Genomic DNA, 25,463 nt, shown 5'->3' with positions numbered 1-25,463 from the left:
ACGTAAGGCAATTATGTGAACTAGGTCAAATGTAATTCGCAAATTTATTATTTCTTTTAAGGAAACTAAAGACGATTACCCGGCGTATTTGCTAGATACTTGTAAAATTAATTGCTGATATTCCAACAAACAACCACGCAGGCTACGATTATCTGTTGCACAGACGATATAAACACGTAAATATAGATAAACCTCCAAGCGTTACGGTAAGACAGCATGAAGAAGCCGCACTACCCGTTTTTCGGCAACGAATCACTGCTTCAACTAAGCATTCGCCACATTTTGACCGGTGGCGTATTGGCACTCTACGGTGCGACCGATAGCCTGGCCGACGGAGGATTGCCCGTATCGGTCAATGCCGGCGGCGCCAATTCATCCGCGATTGCCGATCTCACTAATGCCGCCCTACACCCTGGCATCAATGTTGGTCACGCCTCGGCCGATTACAGTGCCGACGGACAAAAACTGACCATTAAGCAAACTACCGATAAAACCATTTTGGACTGGCAGAGTTTCGATATTGGCGCCGGCAAAAGCGTGCAATTCATACAACCCGCCAGCTCATCGATAGCGCTGAATAACATCCATCAGTTGGATGCCAGTAAAATTTACGGCAACCTGAACGCTAACGGCCAAGTGTATTTGGTCAACGCAAATGGTTTCGTGTTCGGCAACGGCGCCTCCGTAAACACCAACAGCTTGGTCGCTACCAACCTGAAGATTGCTGACGAGGTGTTTGCGCAAGGCATTAGCAAGGTAGTGGACGCCAATGCCAGTCCCAACAATCCGGAACCAGTGGCGGCACTGGCCGGCGATGGCACCGTGTACCGTAATACAGGCAACGGCAATCGCGAGAAAATCCGGATATTGGTGGAGTCCGGCGCTCAGATCAGCGCCGGTTCCGGTGGTCGAGTGATCATGGCTGCACCGCAAGTGGAAAATCGCGGCACAATCTCCGCGCCGAACGGACAAGTCATTTTGGCGGCGGCCACCGACAAGGTTTACCTGCAAGAAACCGACGACAACAATCTGCGTGGCCTGTTGGTAGAAGTGAAAACCGGTGGCGACGTGAAAAACGTCGGCAAGATCCTTACCGAACGCGGTAATACCACGCTAATGGGCTTTGCGGTCACGCAACAAGGCTTGGTTTCCGCCAGCACCTCCGTGGCATTAAACGGCAGCATCCACCTACTGGCCCGAGAAGGCGCACGCCTGGAAGCCGCCGACAATCGTTACCGGCTTAAACCGCTCAGTAGTACCAGGGCATCCGCCGCGAAAGATGGATTGGGCACTCAAGCCAGCGTGACGCTGGCATCGGACAGTCTCACGACTGTAACTCTGGACGCCAGCGCGGGTAGTGCCGTCAATGGTCAGATCCAGCCAAAATCCAAAATAGACTTGGAAGCCGGACAAATTCGGATGCAAGCGGGTGCAAAAATCGTCGCTCACAGTGGCGATGTCCGCCTAATAGCCAGCACCACCCCATCCAATCCGCTCGATGCAACTTCAGCCACCAATGCCAGCCGTATCGTGCTCGATGCCGGCAGTACGATAGATGTATCCGGCATCAAGAATGTCGAATTGCCGATGTCCGCAAACATTTTGGACGTGGAACTGCGGAATGACGAGCTGCGCGACGCGCCACTGCAAAAAACCGGCATCCTGCACGGCAAAACCGTGCAGGTGGATAGCCGCACCGGTACCAGTTTGGCCGATATTTCCGGCGCGCTTGGGAAAGTTCAACATAGCATTAATGAACGCAGCGTTGACGCCGGTAGTGTCGAATTGCAATCGGAAGGCAAGGTCATTGTCGATCAAAACGCCACAATCGATATTTCAGGCGGTTCGATACATTATCTTGCCGGCAAAATAACCACCAGCAAACTGCTTTCCAATAACCGTGTCTTCGACATCGCTACCGCCAACCCCAACCTGACCTACCAACAAATTCTCAGCAACAGCCATTACCAAAGCGACTATTACCAGGGTGGCGATGCCGGCAATTTGAGCATCAAAAGCCGCGAGCTGGCGTTATCCGGCAATATAATCGCGAATACCGTCAATAGTGCCTATCAGCGTAGCGCCGATAACTGGGCAAGCGGCGGCACACTGAATATAGACACCGCTTGGTCGAATCAACGCCAGCAAGACATTGTATTTATCAACACTACGGGCTATGGCATCGATTTAAATACTGCGGCCCCGCTTTACCTAAGCAGCGCATTGTTCGCTCACGGCGTGAACCATTTGACAGTCCGTAGCGGCGGCAAACTGACGATACCGCAAGATGTCACGCTAAACTTGGCCGCGGCCGGCAGCTTGAGCTTGCAAGCCGGCAAAATAGATGTTCTGGGAAACATCCGGACACCGGCCGGCAACATCGAACTAAAAACCCTAAACCCCACCCATGACTTGAACGGCCGCTTGTATCTGGCTGCTGGTAGCGTCATCGACAGCAGCGGCAGCTGGATCAACGACCTTAGCGATAGCAAAAGCGGGCAAATACTTAAGCCCTTGACGATAGGCGGCGGGAATATTCGGCTCCAAGCCCAGGGCGATCTGGTGCTGGATGGCGGATCGAAAATTATTGCCAATGCCGGCGCAGCACTAAATAACAACACCAAAACCGAAAACGGCCAAGGCGGAAATATCGATTTGATCAGCGCCGGCCTGGAGCCCAGCGCGTTAAGCCTAAGCGCGACATTATCCTCGTATGCATTGCAACAGGGCGGCATTCTGAGCATTACCGCCAATGGCATCCAGCTTGGCGGCACCGGTAATACCCCAAATGCGTTGAACCTGTCGCCGGCACTATTGCAATCCGGCGGTTTCAGCGGCTACCGGCTAACCGCCAACGCCGGCGATTTAAATATCGCCGAGAGCACCCAAATCCGTCTACAACAAAGCAACTGGCTATTGAAAGCCACGGCTATCAACGCCGCCAGCGGCAGCGACCTGAGTACCCTGGTACAACTGGGGATATTGCCCGACGATCTTCGCAAAGCAGTCGACCTCGATTTAAATCTAAGCCATAACGCCTCCATAGCCGGCGGTTACGCCGCCGACCGGGCCATTCGCATCGGCAGCAATGCCGCAATCGTCGGCGATCCGGGTGCCGAATTCTCGCTAAAATCCGACGCCAACATAGACATCGACGGCTCTCTGATCGCACCGGCCGGGAAGATTGCCCTGCAATTGACAAGCCCGCCCAGTGCGCTGGATAAGGGCTACAACCCCAACCAGGCAATCGTCTTGGGCCATCACGCCCATCTAAATGCCGCCGGTGCCACGGTGTGGACGACCAATGCACAAGGGTTAGCCTTGGGTAATGTGTTGAGCGGCGGCTCGATAGACTTAACCGCCGAACGCGGCTACATCCTGACGGCCGCCGGCAGCCGCATGGACGTATCGGGGAGCCAAGCGGCGATAGACATCGTCAATGCCAAGGGTAAAAGCCGGCAAACACTCGCCTCGGCCGGAGGAACCATAAATCTGGCCGCCGCCGAAGGCATACTGTTACAAGGCCAATTGCTGGGCCGAGCCGGCCAGGGCAGCACAGCAGCCGGCAACGGATCGGCCGCGGCCGGCGGAACCTTAAGTCTGGAATTGAACGCCCAGCATCGCGGCGAGCCGGAAGATCAAGTCTTCACAACGACCGACCGGGTAATCCATTTTTCCGAGGAACTGCCAGGCCTAACTGATGCCATGGAACTGGCTGCCAACGGCATTCCCGATACGCTTAACGGCCAAGCCTACATCTCCGCCCGACAAATCCGCCAAGGCGGCTTCGGCTCGCTGAGCATGGCCGCGTCCGTAATAGAACCCGATCAGTATGCAGGGACGCCCGTACAGCCCGAACGCGGCGAGATCCGTTTCGACGGCAGCCTGAGCCTGAGTTTGGCGCAAAATCTTAGATTGGATGCGCCGTTGATCAGCCACTCCGACAACGGTCAGGTGGTTTTACACAGCAACACGTTTAGTCTGGGCTCAAGCTGGAATCGTAACGCACATGGCAATCTGGGTTCCGCAATCGGCAACGGCGGACTGAGTATCAACGCTAACCTGATAGATCTGTTCGGCTCCAGCGAAATTGCCGGATTTGCGCAAACCAGCCTGAACAGTAAGGGCGATATTCGCTTAACCGGCATCAATCCCAACAGCGAAGCCGACTTAGTCGGCGGCGTGAGTCTCAGCGGCAATCTAAGTATAAGCGCCCGCCAAATCTATCCGACCACGCTTAGCAAATACAGCGTCAAACTAGACGCCAAGCTAAACCCGCATGGCTTGATCGATATTTTGCCGGGCGCTGGAGATTGGTATACGCCGTTATCGGCAGCCGGACAGTTAAACATCAGCGCGCCCAATATTGTCAGCCGAGGCGTATTGCTGGCGCCATTCGGCAACATCGCTCTCGACGCCGGCGATTCGTTGACATTAGCCGCCGGCAGCGTGACGTCGGTTAGCGACGACGACGGCATCGTGATACCGTTCGGCCGTACTCAGGGCGGTCTGGACTGGATTTATCCCTTGGGCATTTACAACAATATCCAAAACGGCACACCGCAAAAGGCCATAACCCTGTCCGCTCCGGACATCGATCTGGCCAGCGGCGCGGTTGTCAACTTAAACGGCGGCGGCGATTTGTCGGCATTCGAGTTCATCGCCGGACCGGGCGGCAGTATCGATACGCTGGATCCGGGAGCGGCCGGCTACCACCAAAATTACGCCGTACTGCCCAGCTCTCAAGCCGATTTTGCCGCCTTCGATCCCCTGGAATTCGCCAAATCCGGCTTGAATCTCGGGGACAGTATTTATCTCAGTGCCAACTCGGGATTGCCTGCCGGCAACTATGTATTGTTGCCCGCGCATTATGCCTTGCTGCCCGGTGCCTATCTGATTACCCCGCAAGTCGGCACCAGCGATATGGCGGCAGGCACCACGACCGTGCGTAACGACGGCGCCACAATTGTCGCGGGTTACCGTTACTCGGCCGGCACCGATATTGCCGACAGCCGCTGGTCGGGTTTTGCCGTCGAATCCGGCGCTATCGCCCGCACCCGTTCGGAATACCAAGAAACGACGGCCGGCAAATTCTTCACGGGCAGTTCGCTGCCGCAAGACGCCGGCAATCTCAGCCTGCTGGCCGAACAGAATTTGCGGATGGCCGCGCAAATCAGCGCCACCTCGGCCTATGGTGGGCTGGGCGGCATGTTGGACATCAGCGCCGATAGACTGGCCGTGGTTAGCAGCCGTAGCGTCGGCGTCGCCCCCGGCACGGTACTGCTTTTAGCAGCCGAACTGAACAGATTGGGCGTAGATAGCCTGTTGCTCGGCGGCCGCCGTAATCGCGGCCACGTTCAAACCCAGCTAACAGTCGGCGCGCAAACAGTGACCATAGCGGCTGGCAGTCATTTGCGGGTCCCGGAAATACTGCTGGCCGCAAGCGATACTATCTCGGTAGCCAACGACACAACCTTAAGCAATACCGGAACACTGAGCCGCACCGACACCAGGCTGAAAGTCGTTAACACCGATGGCAGCAGCGACGGTGCGCTCCTCAGGCTGTCGGCAGGTAGCCAGGCCGACGTGGTGCGTGCCACGGACGCGTTAACCGGACTAACCGGTACGCTGGACATAGCCAACGGGGCAACGCTGTCCAGTGCCGGCTCTATACTGCTGGATGCCAGCAAGGATACCCGCTTCGCCGGCAATATCGCGATGAGCCAGGGCGAATTAACGCTGAATTCCAGCCGGATTTCACTGGGCAATACCGGCGGCACCGATGGCTTGCAATTATCGGCAACCACCTTAAACGGTCTGCACGTAGACAAGTTAACGCTGAACAGCTTCAGCGCCGTAGATATCGCCGGCGTATTGAATCTGCAATTAAAGGATTTGGTATTGAACGCAGCGGGGCTATACGGCTATGGCAGCAGTAATCAGATTGCCGCCATCAATGCGGATAATATTACCCTCAAAAACAGTGGTGACGCACCGGCGGCATTTGCCGCCAACGGTAACGGCCAACTCAACTTAACCGCGAACACCATCGCTCTCGGCCCCGGCGAATACGCTTGGTCAGGTTTCCGGCAAGTCTCGTTGCGCGCACTAAACGCAGTCGTCAACAGCGGTACCGCCGATATACGCACCGACAGCGATGTCACCATCGCCACACCGATTTGGACCGCGACCGCCGGCGCCAATACCTCGTTGAATCTAGGCAGCCACGATCTGACTACCCTGGCCGCCGGAAACGCGGGGAACAGTAATGCGCTCGGAGCCAGGTTAAGCATTGCGGCTGAACGGATAAATCACCAAGGCCACATTGAACTGGCTTCCGGTATCGTCAAACTGGAAGCCGCTCAAAATCTGACGGTGTCCGGCAGCATAGACACCAGCGGGTGGGATCTCGACCTCAGCCGGCAACCATGTCTATACCGGCGGCGGCAGTATTTTCTTGAAATCCGCGGACGGCGATCTATCGCTGAACGCCGGTTCGCTGCTCGACGTATCCGGCAGTCAGCTGGGAGGCAATGCCGGCACCTTATCATTGACAGCAGGAATGGGACATTTAAACCTGGCTGGCGAGATACGCGGCAGGGGTTATCAAGGTGCGCGCGGCGGCAATATCAACCTCGACGCCCTAACCGTCTCCCAGGCTGACTTTTCCGGCTTGAACAGCTATCTGGCCAACGCCGGCTTCAACGGCGACTGGAACATTCGCCAACGTAGCGGCGATCTGACGGTCGCAGCGGGCGATCACGTCAAAGCCGGCAATCTCAACCTAAGCGTCGATACCGGTAAGTTGGACGTGTTCGGCATCTTGGATGTGGGCGGCAGGCAGGCAGGCAGCATCCGGCTATCGGCTGGCGACAGCGTCAATATCCTATCGGGCGCCAAGCTCAATGCGGCATCGACCGCCGCCGGCAAGCAAGGCGGCTCGGTGGTTTTAACCTCTTTGGATACCGATAACGACGGCGATCAAGGCGTAATTATCGCCGCCGGTGCCAGCATCGATGTCTCCGGCGGCGCGAATGGCGCGGGCGGCAGCGTCGAGGCCGTCGTCAACCGGATCGGTAACGACGATGCGGCTATATCGATAGCCACCGGCAGTGTACTGGGGGCCCATGCGCTGAAAGTCACCGCGACGGCGCATTACCGAGACATTCCGCTTAGCAACAGTCAAATTGGCATCTGGCGCGGAGAAACCCAGCAATACTTGAACGCAGCCGCCGCAAATACCGATCTGCAAAGGCGCTTGGGCGGTTTTAATTTACAACCGGGTGTGGATATCGTCAGCAGCGGCGATTTGACACTGGATTTGACCGAATCGCTGACCGGCATGAGCTGGACCCAACAATCCGGCTCTATATGGACGACATCACTCCAAGATGCAGCCGGCGTGGTAAATGCCTTACAGCAAATCGGCAGCAACGGTGTGATCCGCAATCTCACCGAAGCCGCCAGCAGTTCCCTAACCGCGGACGGCACCTATTATTTCGACGCCAACCCGCAATCGGCAACTTTCCGTACGCTATTTGTCAGGATATTTCCGAATGCAGGCGGAGCCAGCGTCAAGTACAACCCCAGTCACATCACGGGCAGCCTGATTTCCCACAACGGCTGGGATCTGGCCTTTCCCGACCAGCAAGGCAGGAGTTGGCATTTCGACAACGGTAACAGCGTAGGCGCAATCAGTCTGCGGGCCGCGAATAACTTGAATATAGGCCAAACGCTGAGCGACGGCTTTGCCTTGTACGACTCCAGCCAGCTGACCGACATGTTGGGCGTGAACGGCAATTGGCTGCGTACGCTGGTACTGCAGACCGGTCTATCCTGGAATTACAACTTGGTGGCCGGCATCGATTTAAACAGCGCCGATCCCCTCGCCGTACAATCTTCGCTGGCCGCCGGCTCTTTAACCGTAGCGGCGAATGCCAGCGTCCGTACCGGCACCGGCGACATCAACGTGGCCGCCGCCGGCGATATTACCCTGAGCGACGCCACATCGACCATTTACACCGCCGGCCGCGCCGCCGATACCGAACGCTGGGGCAGCTTCAGCAACGCTCTGGTCGCCGCGGCCTTTTTCGTAGAATATCCGTTCGACGGCGGCGACATTAGCCTGAACGCCGGCGGCAACATCATCGGCGCCGCCAGCCCGCAATTGATGTCAGACTGGCTGCAACGCACCGGTAACTGGGATGCCAGCGACGGCATTAGCGCTAGCGACAGAGCTACCGCGTGGGGCATCATGTTCGACGGCTTGGTTGTACAAAACAGCGCCAATGCCAGAATTCAGAACCTGAAATTCGGCTTTAGGGAGAATATCGGTGCGCTGGGCGGCGGCGATGTGAACGTCAAGGCCGGCGCGAATATTCGCGATTTGTCGGTAATGCTGCCCACTTCGGCAAAACCGGTCGGTGCCACGGACAACGGCTTGGTCGTTGAAAACCGTTGGCAACTACAAGGCGGCGGCAATTTGGAGGTAAGTGCCGACGGCGACATCGCCGGCGGGGTGTTTTACGTCGACAAGGGCACTGCCGATATCCGTGCGGGCGGAGCCATCACTGGCGGTAGCCAATACACGGCCGGCCCGGTATTAGCTCTCGGCGACGCTCAATTCCAGGTGCAAGCCGGCAGCGGTATCGACGTCGGCACGGTGTTGAACCCGTTTTCGTTAACGCCAGCCAAATTCCTGGACAAAACCTCATACTTCACCAGCTATAGCGCCGACAGCGCTATTAGCTTGCAAACCCTGGCCGGCGACTTGATGCTGAATAACGATGTACAGTCTATCGCCCAAGCCTACAAAATCTTCGACCAAGCATCGCCCAGGGGCCGGGCTATCCTAAAAAGCACGGACTATCCGCTGCTGACTTTATATCCAGGCAATCTTACCGCCCAGGCGCTGAGCGGTGGTTTAAACATCGCGAATTCGATGACGCTATACCCCGCAGCCCAAAGCAGCCTGGATTTAATAGCCAACAGCGACATTACAATCGGCAATGACAACAGCGGCACCCGCATCAATCAACTGGATGTCGATCCGGCTCGATTATTGTCTACCGCCCAACCGGCCACCACCGTCACCGGCGCGACTCAATATCTATTCACCACGCCTTTCGGCGGCGATGCTTCCACGGTACACGCCCCTCAACCGATCCACCGTAACGATACCAGCCGCAACCGCATCGTTTCGGCCAACGGCAGTATCAGCGGTATCGGCGACGCTTTAGTGGCGGCCGCCAAGGCTACCGAGATTTGGGTAGGACAGGATTTGTACAATTTGAGTCTGGCGATCCAAAACATCAATGCCGGCGATGTCACGGCTATCAGCGTGGGCCGCGACTTGATATTTCCGATCTTGCGCGATCCCACCACCGGCGCCGTGCAAGGCTCTCCCGGCGGTATTCAGCTGGCTGGTCCGGGCTTGTTGAATATCTGGGCCGGACGCAATGTCGACCTGGGCAGCTCCGAGGGCATTACCACGGTCGGGCCGCTGTTGAACTCGGCCTTGCCGCAAACCGGCGCCGACGTGACTATCCTGGCCGGCAGCAACTTGCAACACGATAGCCGGCCGCTGGAGGATTTTCTGAATGTCTATGTCGCCAACGGCGCTTACCGGGACCGTCTGGCCGAACTGAACCGGCAAACCACTACGGCCGGTCGTCTGGCGGTTGCTTTGGATATTTTGTTCACGGAAATTCGGGCCACGGCCGTCACCGCAGCCAGCTTACCGGACAACGAAAAAGCCGCAGCCTACCAGCGCGGATACGAAGCCATAGCCCGCCTGTTTCCAAACAGTCCACCCGGCGATATCCGGCTATTTTTCAGCCGCATCCAGACGCTATACGACGGCGATATCAATCTGCTGGCACCCGACGGCATGATTAATGTAGGCTTGGCCTCGGCGTTTACCGGGCAGAAAGACCCCGATGAACTGGGGGTAGTGGTACAGCGCGAGGGCGACGTCAACATCTTGATCGGCGGCGATTTACTGGTCAATCAATCCAGGGTGTTTACGCTAGACGGTGGTAACATCACGGCCTGGTCGTCGGACGGCAACATCGACGCCGGCCGCGGCGCCAAATCGGCGATAGCTACACCGCCGCCCAAGGTCAGCCTGGACGCAAACGGCAATCTGGTCGTGGCATTTCCGGCCACAGTGTCGGGCAGCGGCATTCGCGCGCAATCCGGCTTTAACCGTAAACAGGTCGGTAATGTTTATCTAGTAACCCCACGCGGTTACGTCGATGCCGGCGAGGCCGGTATCGGTTGTGGCGAATGCAAAATACCCGGTCCGGTTAGAGGCATAGACAATATTCAAATCGCCAATCCAACACCAACCGCCGCTGCCCAGGTTAGCAATCCCATGATCGCCGGCGATGCCGCCGCTGCCGCAACGGCGAAAACCGCAGCCGGCAAACCATTTGGCAACGAGGAAGAGGATACCACCGATAAGCGCTCTAAAAATGCCGGGAAAATAGCGGTTCTCGACACCCAGGTGGTTGGTTTCGGCAAATGCAGTATCTCCGACGTGCGCAACGGCGTTCCCGGATGCGGCGGTTAAACCGATTTTTTATGTATGGAAGAACTATATTGAACCCGGTTACCGATCACGCCAGGCCGTATTCCGCCATCACCGGCGGCACGTCATTAGGCTCTCTAAGAGGCTGACGGATTGAGCGGCGCGTGGCTAGCAACAAACCACAATCGGCTGCATTGCCGGTTATGGCACTACGTGGTCTACGTGGTCGTGGCGCTGCAAGGGGGGCCGACAGCAAGGAGACTATTCCAACCATCGTGCCACTGTTTGGCGTAGATCTCGAAATAGCCGGCCGGCTTCATCCGCTACAGCCGTCATCAAAGTTTTTCGGTATTGGGCCGGCAACCAGGTTTTATCGTATTAATAGCGAGCGGTTCGATCACCGACGTCCTTCTCGACGGCCGATTATTACCTTAGGCTACAACACACGTCCCTTTTGCGGTGGCTGGGACTCATTCCGGTGATATCGGCAATAAAAATAGGGCGGGAGAGTCAACAATAATGCCAATAACCGTATCTATCGTTCGGACTCGGTTTCTTTAGCGGAAACAAGCTTGGTCGCAATTTCGTTATTTACTTTTGTATATAACGAATTAAACTAGGGCCAAAGCTACCCGAAAATTAACGCAGCTTTTAGAAATTTCAGCACTTTACAAAAAACGCTAAATCCTGAGCTTTTGGGCTTAGCTCGGGAAATTCGCAAAAACCATTCCGTTTAAAGGAGATATACCATGTCTTTCTTCACTTTTAATCGAATCCTGGCGACCTTGATTTTGCTGGCCTCGGGCGCAGCCGCGCAAGCCGAAACCACGCTGGTGGCGGTCGCCGCCAACTTTACCAAACCGATGACCGAAATCGCCGAAGCATTCGAAAAAGCCAGCGGCCATAGCGCGAAGCTGTCGTTCGGCTCATCCGGCAAATTCGTCGCCCAGTTCGAGAACGGTGCACCGTTTGAGGTGTTTCTGTCGGCCGACGACAAAAGCCCGTTGAAACTGGAGCAATCCGGCCTAACCGTGGCCGGCAGCCGCTTTACCTATGCCATCGGCAAATTGGTGCTGTGGTCCAATAGTCCCGGCTATGTGGACCAACAAGGTCAAATTCTGCACAAGGGCGACTTCAAGCATTTGGCCTTGGCCGATCCTAAACTGGCTCCCTACGGCGCGGCTGCAGTAGAAGTCTTACAAAAACAGGGACTGTTGGAAAAGCTGCAACCCTTGTTCGTGCAAGGCGAGAACATCGCCCAAACCCATCAATTCATTAGCACCGGCAACGCCGAACTGGGCTTTGTCGCGCTGTCGCAGGTAATAGACAACGGCAAAATCGGTTCGGGTTCCGGCTGGATAGTCCCGGAAAATCTGCATAGCCCGATTCTGCAAGATGCGGTGTTGCTGAAAACCGGCGCCGAAAATCCGGCGGCGCAAGCTTTGCTGGAATTCCTGAAATCGCCGCCAGCGATGGCGATCATCGAAAAGTATGGTTACGCCTTACCCGCTGCTAATTAATTTTCAAACCGTTATGCAACGGACTCCCCAATATTCCAAGAGGAATTGCCATGAAAGCAAGCGCCCGTAACCAATTTGACGGTACCGTCAACGAAGTCATCCTCGGCGCCGTCAATGCCGAAGTGCATGTCGGTTTGAAAGGCGGCGAAACCATAGTCGCATCGATTACCAAGGACTCCATCGAAACCTTGGGAATCGAAACCGGCAAAAAAGTCATCGCACTGGTCAAAGCCCCGCAAGTCATTGTCGTCACCGATTTCGGCGACTACCGGATTTCGGCGCGCAACCAATTGGAAGGCACTATCACGGCAATCAAACCCGGCGCAGTCAATACCGAAGTGGATATTGCGCTGCCCGGCGGCGATAAAGTAGCGGCTACCGTCACCAACGATAGCGTGCAAACCCTGGGATTGCGCAAGGGCCAAACCGCCACGGCAGTATTCAAGGCCGGCGCGGTGATTCTCGGCGTAAAAGGCTAATAACATTGAGATTCGGCCCGGCCGCGGCCGGGTCGGCGGCAAGTGCTGGAGGTGGTCATGTTACTGGAAATGAATGTCAAACTGCGGCGCGGTCATTTCGACCTCACCACGCAATTATCGGTAGGCGACTTCAGCGTGGGTGTATTCGGCCAGTCCGGCGCCGGTAAAAGCACGCTGTTGGGTTTGATCGCCGGCACCCTCCAGCCGCAAAGCGGCCATATTCTGCTGGATGGTAAAATCCTATTCGACAGCCGCAAGGGCATCGTGATGCCGCGCGAGCAACGGCCCATCGGCGCGGTATTGCAAAGCGACTGCGCGGGTGCGATGGAGACCGTGCGCGACAATTTGAACGGCACCTATTACCGCACCCTCAAGCAACGCCGCTTGTTCAAACCGGATTATCTGATCAATTTGCTGGAATTAGGCCCCAACCTTGATCAACCCATCGAACGGCTCTCGGTTGGCGAACGCCAGCGGGTGGCACTGGCGCACTCCTTACTGAAATCGCCGAAACTCTTGCTGTTGGATGAAACCTTCGCCGCTATCGGCCAAAGCTATCGCTCGCAATTGCTACCGATTTTGAAACGTCTGCAAGACGAATTCGGCCTGCCGGTGCTGTACGCCAGCCAATCACTGGGCGAGATTTTGGAACTCACCGATCAATTGATCGTGTTGGAACAGGGACAAGTGCTGCGCAGCGGCTCACTGCGCGACGTGGCTAAACAACTAGGCATTCTGCGTTATCTGGGCATCCGCCAGATCGACAACATCCTGCCGGTCAGTATTCGCGATCACGATTACCAAGCCGGCTGTAGTCTGGCCGACAGTTTCGGCCTGCCGCTGGCTCTACCGCTTCGCCCGCAATTTACTGCTGGCAGTCAAACCCAGGTCTCAATCCGCGCCAACGATATTGCGCTGTCGCGGGCCTATATCGACGGCATCTCGATTCAGAACCAACTCAAGGGCCGAATCTGCGCCATCATACCCAACGGCGAAAGCCTGATCGTGCAGGTCGATTGCGGCGGTACTTTGTTGGTGGAGATTACACCGGGCGCCTGTCAGAGCATGGCCTTGCGGGAAGGCGACGCGGTGTATTGCCTGATCAAAACCCACGCCATCGTTTATCTGGCCGAACTGGACGCCCTGCCTTATCAACGCATCGTCAGCCACGGCGACGGCTACTATTTTTTGAGCAATAACTACGCGGTAGCGCCAGCGTTGACGGATTGATAGCGATTCGGCATGCCAGGTTTTACTGACGACCGAATGCAATGTCGAAGCGCACACCCTTCCCCTGTTCGCCTTGGCCGACAGTGATCCGGGCGGCGTGTAAATCAGCGATCTCCCTGACGATTACCAACCCAAATCCGCAACCGTCGCCTAAACAGCCCGGAATTCGGTAAAAACGCTCAAAAATCTTGTCCACTTCGCTTGCCAGAATACCCGGCCCCTCATCTTCGACGATCAGTTTTGGCTCAAGGCCAAGCTCGACTTTCACGCCGATATACCCCGCCGAATCGCCGTAAAAAATCGCATTGTCCGATAGATTGCAGAGCAATTCCCTGAGCAAGGTTTCATCGCCCGTGACAAGCACGGGATTAGGCGGAGCCTCAAATTCGATTTCCATGTCGCGTTCCAATACTTTGGGCACCCATGCCATACAGCACTCTCTGGCAACTACGACCAAATCTATCTACGGAAACACCTGAGTGCTACTCGATATCGATTCCGAGCGCGCCAAGACCAGTAATTGCGTACTAAGATGGGCGACTCGATCGGCGGAGCTTTTAATGTGGGCCAAAGCCGGTTTCATTGTTTCCAAATTCTCGGCCGCGAGCGCCCGCTCCACCTGCACTTTTAAACCGGCTAACGGCGTACGCAGTTGATGTGCCGCGTTTTCGATAAACCGCTGTTGCGTATTTAGGGTCGAACCAAGCCGCTGAAGCTGCGCGTTGATGGTGTGGGTAAGCGAACGCACTTCCAGCGGCACGCCGGCATCCGAAATCGGATTGAGATCTTTAGCCGAACGTTGAGCTATCAGTTTGGAGAGATCGTTCAAGGGACTAACTTGACGGCATTATCGCACCCGATAAACAGAAATTGTCCTCAGGCGGCCTAGCCCGTTCGAAGTCGGGGTAACGAGGCCGAGCCGGGACGGCCGATCGCCAAAGCCGGTGCATGGCCGGTGCCCCTAGAACTTCTAGTCCGTTAATACCGGTAATATCAGGAGACCCCATATCCGACAACTCATATCCAAACCGGCAAAATTCCGATTGGCATGGCATCACATCCGAACATGCCATCATCCGGCATTTGCCGGCATACGGTGTTTGATTACTGCCGAACATCGCTTCGAAATCAGCGGCGTCGGTTACGCGCCTAACGGCGGCATTCATCGGAAGGTTTATTCGGCAACCGCTACGTGCTGATCGCCATCGCCGCACCACTGCAAAGCTGATCGGTTCGACCGGTTTATCGCTGGATGAGTGGCTGAAAGTCACGCTTGCAGGCACTTTAGTCTTTGTCGTCGTTGAAACTCGTCCTGTTCAATTGGCCAGCCGCTTGGCTTCACATTTCCCATCGAGCCTGATTGACCGACGGGAATAGTAGGCTATTATTCATGCTCATGATTATTCCACGCCGCCTTCATATCCGCTTGTCGCTTGCCTTGATTCTCACGGTGTTATGCCAATATGGATTGGGTCAGAGCGTGCTTGCCAGATATGTCTGGTGTTTTGGGATTGACGGTCATGTGGCGATGGAGTTGTCGGGACATCATCACAATGCGTATGAAGCTTCACAGCCTTCATCTAAGACTTCGGATTGCACGGATATTGCTGTACCCGACAACGATCCCATTTGCAACACCGGGCCTTCCAACGATTTGTTTAAAATCCCGCAGCCAGCCCTACTTTGGATCGCGGGGCTGTTTCTCCTGATTCCGCCGCGACCATCCCAAGTCGGCCGTCTCTCCGGGCGCCCTCTAAACCGCTTTATCGATTCCGGCCAACTCGCCTTACGCTGTACCGTTCTCCTGATTTAAGAACTTCCTTGTAAATCGCCAACCGCCAAAATGGATGCACGCTCGTGCCGCCTTTTGGTCTTAATACGTGCATTTATGGAGAAGCTTCATGTTCTCTTATCAAACAATTCTGATAAGCAGCGTCGCACTCGTTTTGCTGATGTCGTCGGCAAGCCGCGTCATAGCGGCGGACGATACAACCTATTCATCCTCGACAATAACGCCGCAGGCAAGCCCGGCCGGCAATCAATCCGCGGAACCCGCCGGCTCCTTGTCTTTGACCCAAGCTCTGGCTTCAGCTTTATTGAAAAGCCCGGAGCTATCGGCCTATTCCACGGAAATCCGGGCTCAGGAAGCGGCGGCCTTACAAGCCGGTCTGTTGCCCAATCCGGTATTTGGCGCCAACGCCGCCAATTTCGGCAATCAGGTGATCAAGAGCTACGACGGCGATGTGGTGACGCTGCAACTTAGTCAACTGATCGAATTGGGTGGCAAGCGTGCCGCCAGAATCAGTGCCGCCGACTTAAGCAAACAGTTGGCGGCCTGGGATTACGAAGCCAAACGCGCCGACGTATTGACTCAGGTGTCGCAAGCCTTTATCGAGGTCCTCACCACGCAGCAACGCCTAGTGTTAATCGAACAAATGCAGACCTTAGCCCAGCAAACCTTCAGCAGTACCTCCGCGCGCGTGCAAGCCGGTAAAGTGTCGCCGGTCGAAGAAAGCAAAGCCAAGATTGCACTAGCCTCTGCCCAAATCGAGTTACAGCGCACGCGACGACAATTGAACGCCGCGAAAAAACAATTGGCGGCGTTTTGGGGCAGCACTGCTCCACGTTTTGACACGGTCGCCGGCAGTTTGGAAACCTTGCAACCGCCACCCGGTTTGGAGACGCTGTTGCAACGTTTGGCGGACAACCCCGATTTAGCGCGTTGGACCACCGAGATCACCCAACGCCAAGCTTTGATCGAAGTCGAAGAATCCAAAGTCATTCCGGATCTCACCGCGACAGTGGGTGCCAGCAAGTACCTGATGCCGCAAGACTACGCATTGACTGTCGGTTTCTCGATGCCGCTACCGGTGTTCGATCGTAACCAAGGCCGGATCGGCGAAGCGCAACATCGCCTAGCCAAAGCGGAAGACGAGAGACGAAATGCCGAAGTACGTATCCGGACCGCACTTAATACTGCCTACCAACGGCTTGACGCCGCCTATGCAGAGGTCAACGCGCTGCATCAGGACATTCTGCCAAACGCGGAGAGTGCCTATCAGGCTGCCAGCGAAGGCTATCGCCTGGGCAAGTTCGGTTTTCTGGATGTACTGGATGCACAACGCACTTTGTTCAGCACCCAAAGCCAACATCTTTCCGCGGAAGCCGAATATCACAAAGCGCTGGCCGACGTCGAACGTTTGATCGGCGGCAACTTGCATAGCCAAACCGAGGCAGCCCAATGACCACAAAACAACTCAAAATCATTTTAGCTATGCTTGCCGCGGCATTGATATTGGCGGCGTTAATCTTACGCATGGAGCCGCCCTCCGTTGGCGAGGAAGAAGGCAGCGAAGCTCATCACGAAGGGGCCGACGCCAATAACGGCCCGCATCACGGCCAGATGTTTGCCGGTGGGAACGACGGCATCGAAGTGCGCCTATCCGAAGAGGGTGGCGAACCGCACTTCCGGATTTATCAATACCAACATGACAAACCGGTCAAACCGCAAGCCGGCCAAATCACCGTCACCCTAACTAGACCGACAGGTGAGCCAGAGGCTATAGATTTCGAGGTAAACGGCGATTTTCTGGTCAGCCGGCAAACCATCGCAGAGCCGCATGTGTTCGAGGCACGGATCAATCTGAAAACCGCTGAAGGCGATAAGCAGTTCGAGCTGAGTAAAGCCGAAGGCAAAATCGAACTCAGCGAGCAACAAATCGCCGATACCGGCATCGAACTGCGTGCCGCCCAGCCCGCAAAAATCAAGACCTTTGTAACTTTGCCTGGGGAAGTGCGTTTTAACGAAGACAGAACCTCGCATGTGGTGCCGCGCGTGCCGGGCATCGTCGAGGAAATTCAGGCTAATTTGGGGCAGCAAGTCAGAAAAGGCCAGCTATTAGCCGTGTTAGCCAGCGCCAGTCTGTCGGAACAACGCAGCGAGTTATTGTCGGCGCAAAAACGCCTGGAGTTGGCCAGATCCACCTACGAGCGAGAAAAGCATCTTTGGGAATCCAAAATATCCGCCGAACAAGATTATCTGCAAGCTCGCCAGGTATTAAGCGAGGCGGAAATTGCGCTGCACAATGCCCAGCAAAAACTGTTGGCATTGGGTGCTCAGTCCGGCCAATCCAAAGCAGCCAATGCGCTGAGCCGCTACGAAATTCATGCGCCGTTCGACGGTATGGTGGTTGAAAAACACATCGCATTGGGCGAAGCGGTCAAGGAAGACAGCAGCATCTTCACCATTACCGATTTGTCCTCGGTATGGGCGGAAATCGTGGTGTCGGCCAAGGACTTGAGTGTAGTACGCGTCGGCGAACCGGTCACCATTAGAGCCACCGCGATGGATTCGGTGGCCACCGGCACGGTGTCCTATGTCGGCGCCTTGATCGGCGAACAGACTCGCACCGCCAAAGCCCGCGTCACGCTGGCTAACCCGCAATTGGCCTGGCGGCCGGGCTTGTTCATTAATGTCGAACTAGTCAGCAAACAAACCGACGCGGCAGTGGCTGTGGCGTCGAATGCCATACAGACCATCAAAGATCAACCCGTGGTATTTATGCGCGTTCCCGGCGGCTTTTTGGCGCAGCCGGTGGAAATTGGCTTATCCGACAATCAAGCCACCGAAATCGTCAAAGGCCTGGAGGCTGGAACGCAATATGCCGTCAACGGCAGTTATGTGCTGAAATCCGAACAAGGCAAAGCGGGGGCTTCTCATGAGCATTGATCTGCAACGAGTCGCTCAGTTGGGAGATCGCCCTCATGTTTGAACGCATTATTCGGATGGCCATAGCACAACGCTGGCTGGTGATGCTGGCTGTGATCGCGATTGCCGCGGCCGGTTTGTTCAATTATCAAGTGCTGCCTATCGATGCGGTGCCGGACATCACCAATGTCCAAGTACAAATCAATACCTCGGCGGCGGGCTATTCGCCGCTGGAAATCGAGCAGCGCATTACCTACCCGATAGAAACCGTGATGTCCGGTTTGCCGAATCTGGAGCAGACCCGTTCCTTATCGCGTTACGGTTTGTCGCAAGTCACGGTGATTTTCAAGGACGGCACCGACGTGTATTTTGCCCGGCAATTGGTCAACCAGCGTATCCAGGAAGCCAAAGATAAATTGCCGGTTGGCGTCACGCCGGCGATGGGTCCGATCTCTACTGGTCTGGGCGAGATTTACTTATGGACCGTGGAAGCCGAAGACGGCGCAAAAAAGCCGGATGGCTCAAGCTATACGCCGACTGACTTACGGGAAATTCAGGACTGGATCATCAAACCGCAATTGCGCAATGTCACCGGCGTGACCGAAATCAATTCCATAGGCGGCTATGCCAAGCAATATCAGGTGGCTCCGAACCCGGAAAAACTGGCGTCTTACGGTTTGACGTTGGACGATGTGGTCACCGCCTTGGAGAAAAACAACAGCAATGTCGGTGCCGGCTACATCGAAAAGCATGGCGAACAATATTTGATTCGCGCGCCCGGTCAGGTGCATTCGGAAGAGGATATCCGCAATATTATTCTCGGCAACGTGCAAGGTGTGCCGATTCGAATCCGCGACATCGGTGAGGTGGATATCGGCCGCGAACTGCGCACCGGTGCCGCCACCGAAAATGGTCGCGAGGTGGTGTTGGGTACGGTGTTCATGTTGATCGGTGAAAACAGCCGCAGCGTGTCGCAAGCGGTCGATCAGAAAATGCGCGAGATTAACCGTACGCTGCCCGAAGGGATCAAAGCGGTAACGGTTTACGACCGCACGGTACTGGTGGATAAGGCGATCAATACCGTGAAGAAGAATCTCACCGAAGGCGCCATCCTGGTGATCATCATCTTGTTCCTGTTCCTCGGCAATATTCGCGCGGCGGTGATCACGGCGATGGTAATACCGCTGGCGATGCTGTTTACCTTTACCGGCATGGTCACCTATCAAGTTAGCGCCAATCTGATGAGTCTTGGTGCGCTGGATTTTGGGGTGATTATCGACGGTGCGGTGGTGATCGTCGAAAACTGCGTGCGGCGTTTGGCGCATGCGCAAATCCATCACGGCCGATCGCTGACTCGCAAAGAGCGTTTCGCTGAAGTCTTTGCCGCTTCTCAGGAAGCCCGTCGCGCCCTATTGTTTGGCCAGTTAATCATCATGGTGGTGTACCTGCCGATCTTTGCCTTAACCGGGGTAGAAGGCAAGATGTTCCATCCGATGGCCTTTACCGTGGTGATTGCCCTGGCCGGTGCCATGCTGTTGTCGGTCACTTTCATCCCGGCGGCGGTAGCCTCGTTTATCGGGCAAAAAGTCGATGAAAAGGAAAACGTGTTGATGCAAGCGGCCAAGCGCGCTTATGCGCCGGTACTTAGGCAGATGATGGCTAACAAACCGGTGGTGGTGACGTTTGCGTTGATCGCGATAGTCCTGTCCGGCCTGTTATTGACCCAGATGGGTAGCGAGTTTGTCCCCAGTCTGAACGAAGGCGACTTTGCGATTCAGGCCATGCGGGTGCCCGGCGCTAGTTTGACGCAGTCGGTGGCGATGCAACAGCAGATCGAATCGGCTCTGAAACAACAGTTTCCGGAGATTGAACGGGTGTTTGCCCGCACCGGTACCGCCGAGATAGCCTCCGACCCGATGCCACCGAATATCTCGGATGGTTACATCATGCTTAAACCCCAGGAGCAATGGCCCGAGCCGAAAAAAACCCGAGAACAGCTATTGGCAGCAGTGCAACACGCCGCCAATCAGTTACCCGGCAATATCTACGAATTCTCGCAACCGATTCAATTGCGCTTTAACGAATTGATTTCCGGGGTGCGCAGCGATGTGGCAATCAAGGTGTTCGGCGATGAGATGGATATTCTCAATACCACCGGTACCGAAATCGCCGAAGTGGTGGAGAAAATCCCCGGCGCTTCGGAAGTCAAAGTGGAACAAACCGCCGGATTGCCGATGTTGACGGTCAATATCGATAGAGACAAGACCTCGCGCTACGGTCTAAACATCGGCGACGTGCAAGACGCCGTTGCCACCGCGATTGGCGGCAAGGAAGCTGGCGCGTTGTTCCAGGGCGATCGTCGTTTCGACATTATCGTGCGTCTGCCGGAAACCTTGCGCAGCGATCTGGAAGCCATCAAGCGTTTGCCGATTTCCTTGCCGCGCACGCTGGGCGGCAACGACAAAGCCTCTTACATTCCGTTGGCGGAAGTGGCTAGCTTAGAACTGGCGCCCGGTCCGAATCAAGTCAGCCGCGAAAACGGTAAGCGGCGCATCGTGGTTAGCGCCAACGTGCGCGGCCGCGATTTGGGTTCGTTTGTCGCCGAGGCTCAGCAAAAACTGCAGCAAGTGAAAATTCCGGTGGGTTATTGGACCAGTTGGGGCGGCCAGTTCGAGCAATTGCAGTCCGCCACCCGGCGGTTGGAAATCGTGGTGCCGGTAGCACTATTGTTGGTGTTTACCTTGCTGTTCATGATGTTCGGCAATTTCAAGGACGGCTTGTTAGTGTTCAGCGGCATCCCGTTTGCATTGACCGGCGGCCTGGTCTCTTTGTGGCTACGCGACATTCCGCTGTCGATTTCGGCCGCGGTCGGCTTTATCGCCTTGTCCGGTGTGGCGGTGTTGAACGGCTTGGTGATGATAGCTTTCATTCGCAACTTGCGCGAAGAGGGCCTTACTTTAGATAACGCCATATATGAGGGCGCGCTGACAAGATTGCGTCCGGTGCTGATGACCGCGTTGGTCGCATCCTTTGGCTTCGTCCCAATGGCTCTGGCGACCGGCACCGGCGCCGAGGTGCAGCGTCCATTGGCGACTGTGGTGATTGGCGGCATTTTGTCGTCGACCATGCTGACTTTACTGGTGTTACCGGTGTTGTATTGGTTGGCCCACCAAAAAGATCTGCTGTTGAATCCGCTGAAAAACCCCGACGCCGAAACACCGCATCATTCCTGAATTCAGAAGTTAACTATTCACTATGAGAAAAATGACGATGAAAAAAACAAGCAACGCCTACCTTTTTATCCTGTTGGCAACAATCGGATTGCAACCGACGTTTGCCGAAAACCCCAATATCAAACAAGCGGAACAACACTTGAAAGACGCGTCCGACAAAGTGTCGTCCGGCGATCTAAGCGGCGCTTCCGAGCATATTCAAAAAGCCAAACAATATGAAATCATCCATGAGGCGGAACATCCATTACACACCAATCCCGCGGATAAAGCCGAGCAAGTCAGGCGCGAGCACGCCGACAAAATATTTCAGAATATCAATCAGGCCAAATCAGCGGCGTCGCTGGGCAATCCTGCCGAAGCCGGCAGTTCACTGGGTGAAGCGGAAAAGCATTTGAAACATCATGAATAACCCTGTTCACCAACCGCAACTATTTCTCGGATTTGATCATGCCTAATGCCTTGTGTTGGAATCTCAACCGAAACCTTATTTTTCCTTGCGCTCAATTTTGCAAATAAACGGTAACAAATTAACGATAAAATCCCACCTTTGCCCGATTTTGTTGTCTCTTGCCGATGAAGAGACCATTTACCAGGAGAATTTACCATGACCAACGAAACCGCCACCGTTCCGACATTAACCATAGGCGACAAAACCCATCCTATCGACAGCCTGAGCGATATCGCCAAAGCGCAAATCACCAATTTGCAAATCGTAGATGCCGAAATCCAACGTTTGCAGCAGCAACTCGGTATTGCGCAAGTGGCTAGGGAGAGTTTTCTCGCGACCTTGCAGACTGAATTCGCCAAACTCGGTTAGCGGGCGGGTTTTGACTTTAGGCGGCATTGGTCTTTCCGCGCATTCAAATGCCCCGACCGGGACCGAATAATTTTTTCAGGGGCTGTTTCAAGGCGCCGCAGTCAAGGAAGCATGTTGGGCAGGCTTGGAGAATTGCCGTTTGACGTATCGCGGCACTAATCTGACCGGAGCATGGGACTGCGAATGCCTTCCGGCCGAAAGGCTAACGCATGGCTGCAAATACTTTTAGCCCTTGGCGTTTTTTCCCAAGATTCCGGGCACGCTGGAAAAAACAAAGCCTTAAACACAGACGGCAGGCCGAGTGTCATCAAATCAATAGTACAAAATTAAGGTCGACATCCGTGTCTATTGTTAACGTTTGTTTATCCCGCAAAAACCGGTTTAGTTTTGGTACTTTCTTTTACGACTCACCACAAAGCCCATCAAACTACTGACGAAAAGGTAAATGGACGCAGGCACGGGTACCGCCGCGACGTTTATCGAAGCAAGTTGGCCGAAATCGTTCTGCCCGGTGGCATTACCAAAGCCATCCAGGCCCAAGAAAAACGGACCGTCGAAGGCGCCGTTGAAAGCCAGGTGAATGGCTTGATTGTTTAACACCGCGTCCAACGCATAGCTGATGTCGGTTGGCACGATGCTATTGGCATAGCTCGCGAAATTGGCTTTGAATGCACCTTGCGCTTGATTGAAATCAAATACCCCGAACGTGCCGGCAAGCACATCGGCTACCAACCATTGATTGTGCCAGCCGTAGCCGATTGCCAGCGGATCGGAGACAGCAGTCGTTGCGCTGAACTGAATGTCGGTCAGATTAAAGGCGGTGTTGTTGTCGATCTTAAAATAGGAGTTTGGCGCGCTGGCGTCGTAACCGGCGCTGAGCACGACGGAGTCGGCGTGAGCGTTTGCGAACAAGGCAAACGACATAACCAACAATAGGATTAGGCGATTAGGTTTGAAAGTCTTCATAACAGTTTCTCGGTAAAAATTTGTGAATGTCCTTAGTCAGGCGCCATGCAAATTGACGAAACATCTATTTTTCTCAATATTGCATTTGGGGGAACGGTGCTACGAAGAAGCCCATACGCACCGTTCCAGCCCGAGTATTTAAGGCCTTAAGGTAAGGTGGTGCCGGTGATGGACAGGCCAAAAAAGCCGGACACGCTGGCGTTATTGACGAAAATATTTCGTAGATTTGCGCCGGTAGCAACGCTTGAGTTGCCTTTGTAAACGCTCAAGCCCTTAATCGCCGGATCGGTTTGGGCATTGATAATTTGATCGGCAACGGATAAGCCCAGGGTTTGACCTTGGAAATCGTCTTGACCGTAATGCACGCCCAAATACAGACGGCTGCGTCCGTTTTCCAATTGCGCCTGAGTAAAGGTGCTGACATCGCGGCTGGTTCCGTCTTTGCCGTTAATCGACACCGCCAGTTTGCCCGTACCGTTATTGGTACCGATCAACCATGCCGGGATAGTCAAGGTCACCGGCGCGTTGCCGGGAACGATGCTATCCGATTGAAAAAATGCTCTAAGAATTTCCGCGCCGGCGGCAACCGTGGTGCTATGTCCCGCAGTACTCGAAGGATGGGAAGGCGTGGTGCCGAGCGGCTTCCAGTTATAGGTCGTCGCTGCGCCGGACGCGTCGGCGTTAATCGCGGTAATCGGACGCCAGAAAGTCAGGTCGTATTTCGATTGGAAAGCGGCAATTCGGGCGTCGGCCAGAGCGCTATCCAGCGCGGCAAACAATTTGGCATTTTGGTTTAAAGATAAACCGCGGGCAGCAGACGCTATACGGGCAGCTTCGTTGGTAAACAGTTCGGCGTCCGCTTTGTAATATAAGGCTTGTAGCAGTTGATCGGGCTTACGGCTGCCAGGCGATGAGAACTCTTGGCCGTGGCTTTGCACGAAAGCCAGTTCCGCATTGTATTCATCGCTACCCACTTTCAAGGACGGCGGCACCAGCGCCACCAATTTCTGCTTCTCCAGGGTACTCAGGCTAAACGGTGTAATGTTTTTCCAATTGAAAGTAATCCCTGCGGCGGGCACGATCGCGCCGGCAGCGTCAAAACCGGTGGGAGCTCCGGTGTTAGGATCAACCACGCCAGCACCGCCATTGCTGGGTCTCCACAATCCGATGCCGGGATTGCCCGTGGCGTTGACGCCGCCGGTACCGGTAATGTTGGTGGAAGGCGTATAGGTGGTGACGATGGCGGAATTGTCGCCCACTCTGGCAGCCAGCGCGGCGGCTGCGGCGGCTTGCCCCGCAATCACGCCGGCATCGGTGGCGGCATTGACGCCCAAGGCAGCCAGATCGCTACTCAATTGGCTATCCAGCCAAGTGCGAGTGGCTGTCCAGTTGGCATTGTTTGGCAAAGTGCCAACAAGCACATCGTGGGCAGCTTGCGCCGCCGCGGCAGACGCCGAATTGGCGGTGGGCGCTACCGACGGCGTCCCGGCGTAGTAATAGCTCTTGGTGCTGAATTGGTTGATGGAATTGACGGCGTCGAATACCGCTCTGGCCGCGATGGCGTCAATACGGCTGGCAAGGTTGGAATTGAGCGCTATGCTGGCTGTTCCGGTGGTAGGCGATGTTGCTCCTTTCGTCGCCAGCGCGGTATACAAATTCCAGTCGGTGACCGCGTCGGCAAACGCAGTGGATGCGGCCAAACTGGCTGCAATAGCGCAGGCAATCCGGGTAAGTGAAAAGCGGTTTTTTGCTGGTCTGATATTCATGTGATGGCCTTTAAATATTAAACAATAGTTTCAACATTTACCCCCTGCGCAAGTTGCTGCCGGAGGTTGGCTTTTATTACGCAGAATCAATGCCACAACCTAACAAATTGATAACTATGAGTATTCTTTAAAACGCCATCCAAAATTGCTGATCCAGGGACAGTAAATGTTTGTCCGATGATTAATCAGCATCAGCAAACCCGCCCGCTAAAA

General features: G+C 55.2%; 15 protein-coding genes. 11 read left to right on the top strand and 4 right to left on the bottom strand.

Going from position 1 to position 25,463, the window contains the following annotated elements; genetic code table 11:
* The first annotated feature begins 216 nt into the window (after nt 1-216).
* The 5 genes from ACH50O_RS21275 (at nt 217) to ACH50O_RS21255 (ending at nt 13,760) form a co-directional block, all read left to right on the top strand.
* Nucleotides 217-6,663 carry a two-partner secretion domain-containing protein gene (locus ACH50O_RS21275; RefSeq protein WP_446809753.1) on the top strand — a complete coding sequence of 2,149 codons (6,447 nt, stop codon included), beginning with the start codon at nt 217-219 and terminating at the stop codon, nt 6,661-6,663.
* On the top strand, nt 6,563-10,573 hold the full coding sequence (locus ACH50O_RS21270; protein WP_446812176.1) for a filamentous haemagglutinin family protein: 4,011 nt from the start codon (nt 6,563-6,565) through the stop codon (nt 10,571-10,573). The genes ACH50O_RS21275 and ACH50O_RS21270 overlap by 101 nt, the downstream gene beginning before the upstream one ends.
* A 707-nt stretch (nt 10,574-11,280) precedes the next feature.
* The gene (gene modA, locus ACH50O_RS21265) at nt 11,281-12,051 is read left to right on the top strand and encodes a molybdate ABC transporter substrate-binding protein (RefSeq protein ID WP_446809752.1); all 771 of its coding nucleotides are present in this window, start codon (nt 11,281-11,283) and stop codon (nt 12,049-12,051) included.
* A gap of 50 nt (nt 12,052-12,101) precedes the next feature.
* Nucleotides 12,102-12,530, top strand: coding sequence for a TOBE domain-containing protein (locus ACH50O_RS21260; RefSeq protein WP_446809751.1), 429 nt, complete (start codon nt 12,102-12,104; stop codon nt 12,528-12,530).
* A 57-nt stretch (nt 12,531-12,587) separates the two neighbouring features.
* Complete coding sequence (locus tag ACH50O_RS21255; protein ID WP_446809750.1) at nt 12,588-13,760, top strand: molybdenum ABC transporter ATP-binding protein; 1,173 nt, start codon at nt 12,588-12,590, stop codon at nt 13,758-13,760.
* Nucleotides 13,761-13,782: 22 nt separating this feature from the next.
* Here the strand turns inward: ACH50O_RS21255 and ACH50O_RS21250 are convergent, their stop codons facing one another.
* Nucleotides 13,783-14,190 (bottom strand): sensor histidine kinase, encoded by a 408-nt coding sequence (locus ACH50O_RS21250; RefSeq protein WP_446809749.1) that lies wholly within the window; start codon nt 14,188-14,190, stop codon nt 13,783-13,785.
* Between the two features lie 33 nt (nt 14,191-14,223).
* On the bottom strand, nt 14,224-14,589 hold the full coding sequence (locus ACH50O_RS21245) for a histidine kinase dimerization/phospho-acceptor domain-containing protein (RefSeq protein ID WP_446809748.1): 366 nt from the start codon (nt 14,587-14,589) through the stop codon (nt 14,224-14,226).
* Nucleotides 14,590-15,150: 561 nt separating this feature from the next.
* Between ACH50O_RS21245 and ACH50O_RS21240 the strand changes: the two genes are divergently transcribed.
* The 6 genes from ACH50O_RS21240 (at nt 15,151) to ACH50O_RS21215 (ending at nt 22,518) form a co-directional block, all read left to right on the top strand.
* On the top strand, nt 15,151-15,573 hold the full coding sequence (locus ACH50O_RS21240; RefSeq protein ID WP_446809747.1) for a hypothetical protein: 423 nt from the start codon (nt 15,151-15,153) through the stop codon (nt 15,571-15,573).
* Nucleotides 15,574-15,661: 88 nt separating this feature from the next.
* Nucleotides 15,662-17,005 (top strand): TolC family protein, encoded by a 1,344-nt coding sequence (locus ACH50O_RS21235; RefSeq protein ID WP_446809746.1) that lies wholly within the window; start codon nt 15,662-15,664, stop codon nt 17,003-17,005.
* Complete coding sequence (locus ACH50O_RS21230) at nt 17,002-18,489, top strand: efflux RND transporter periplasmic adaptor subunit (RefSeq protein WP_446809745.1); 1,488 nt, start codon at nt 17,002-17,004, stop codon at nt 18,487-18,489. Before ACH50O_RS21235 ends, ACH50O_RS21230 begins: the two co-directional genes overlap by 4 nt.
* 35 nt (nt 18,490-18,524) lie before the next feature.
* Nucleotides 18,525-21,701: a CusA/CzcA family heavy metal efflux RND transporter gene (locus ACH50O_RS21225; protein ID WP_446809744.1), complete on the top strand. Its 3,177-nt coding sequence runs from the start codon at nt 18,525-18,527 to the stop codon at nt 21,699-21,701.
* A 37-nt stretch (nt 21,702-21,738) separates the two neighbouring features.
* Nucleotides 21,739-22,110, top strand: coding sequence for a hypothetical protein (locus tag ACH50O_RS21220; RefSeq protein ID WP_446809743.1), 372 nt, complete (start codon nt 21,739-21,741; stop codon nt 22,108-22,110).
* Between the two features lie 195 nt (nt 22,111-22,305).
* Nucleotides 22,306-22,518, top strand: a complete 213-nt coding sequence (locus ACH50O_RS21215) for a DUF6447 family protein (RefSeq protein WP_446809742.1) — start codon at nt 22,306-22,308, stop codon at nt 22,516-22,518.
* 381 nt (nt 22,519-22,899) lie between these two features.
* Here ACH50O_RS21215 and ACH50O_RS21210 read toward each other — a convergent pair whose 3' ends face one another.
* Complete coding sequence (locus ACH50O_RS21210; protein WP_446809741.1) at nt 22,900-23,484, bottom strand: PEP-CTERM sorting domain-containing protein; 585 nt, start codon at nt 23,482-23,484, stop codon at nt 22,900-22,902.
* A 146-nt stretch (nt 23,485-23,630) separates the two neighbouring features.
* Nucleotides 23,631-25,250, bottom strand: coding sequence for a vanadium-dependent haloperoxidase (locus ACH50O_RS21205; protein WP_446809740.1), 1,620 nt, complete (start codon nt 25,248-25,250; stop codon nt 23,631-23,633).
* Nucleotides 25,251-25,463: the final 213 nt, after the last annotated feature.

It is taken from the genome of Methylomonas sp. 2BW1-5-20 (genome assembly GCF_052474515.1).
The sequence above is the reverse complement of the archived record's forward strand: the minus strand, read 5'-3'. Positions and strand labels throughout refer to the sequence as shown.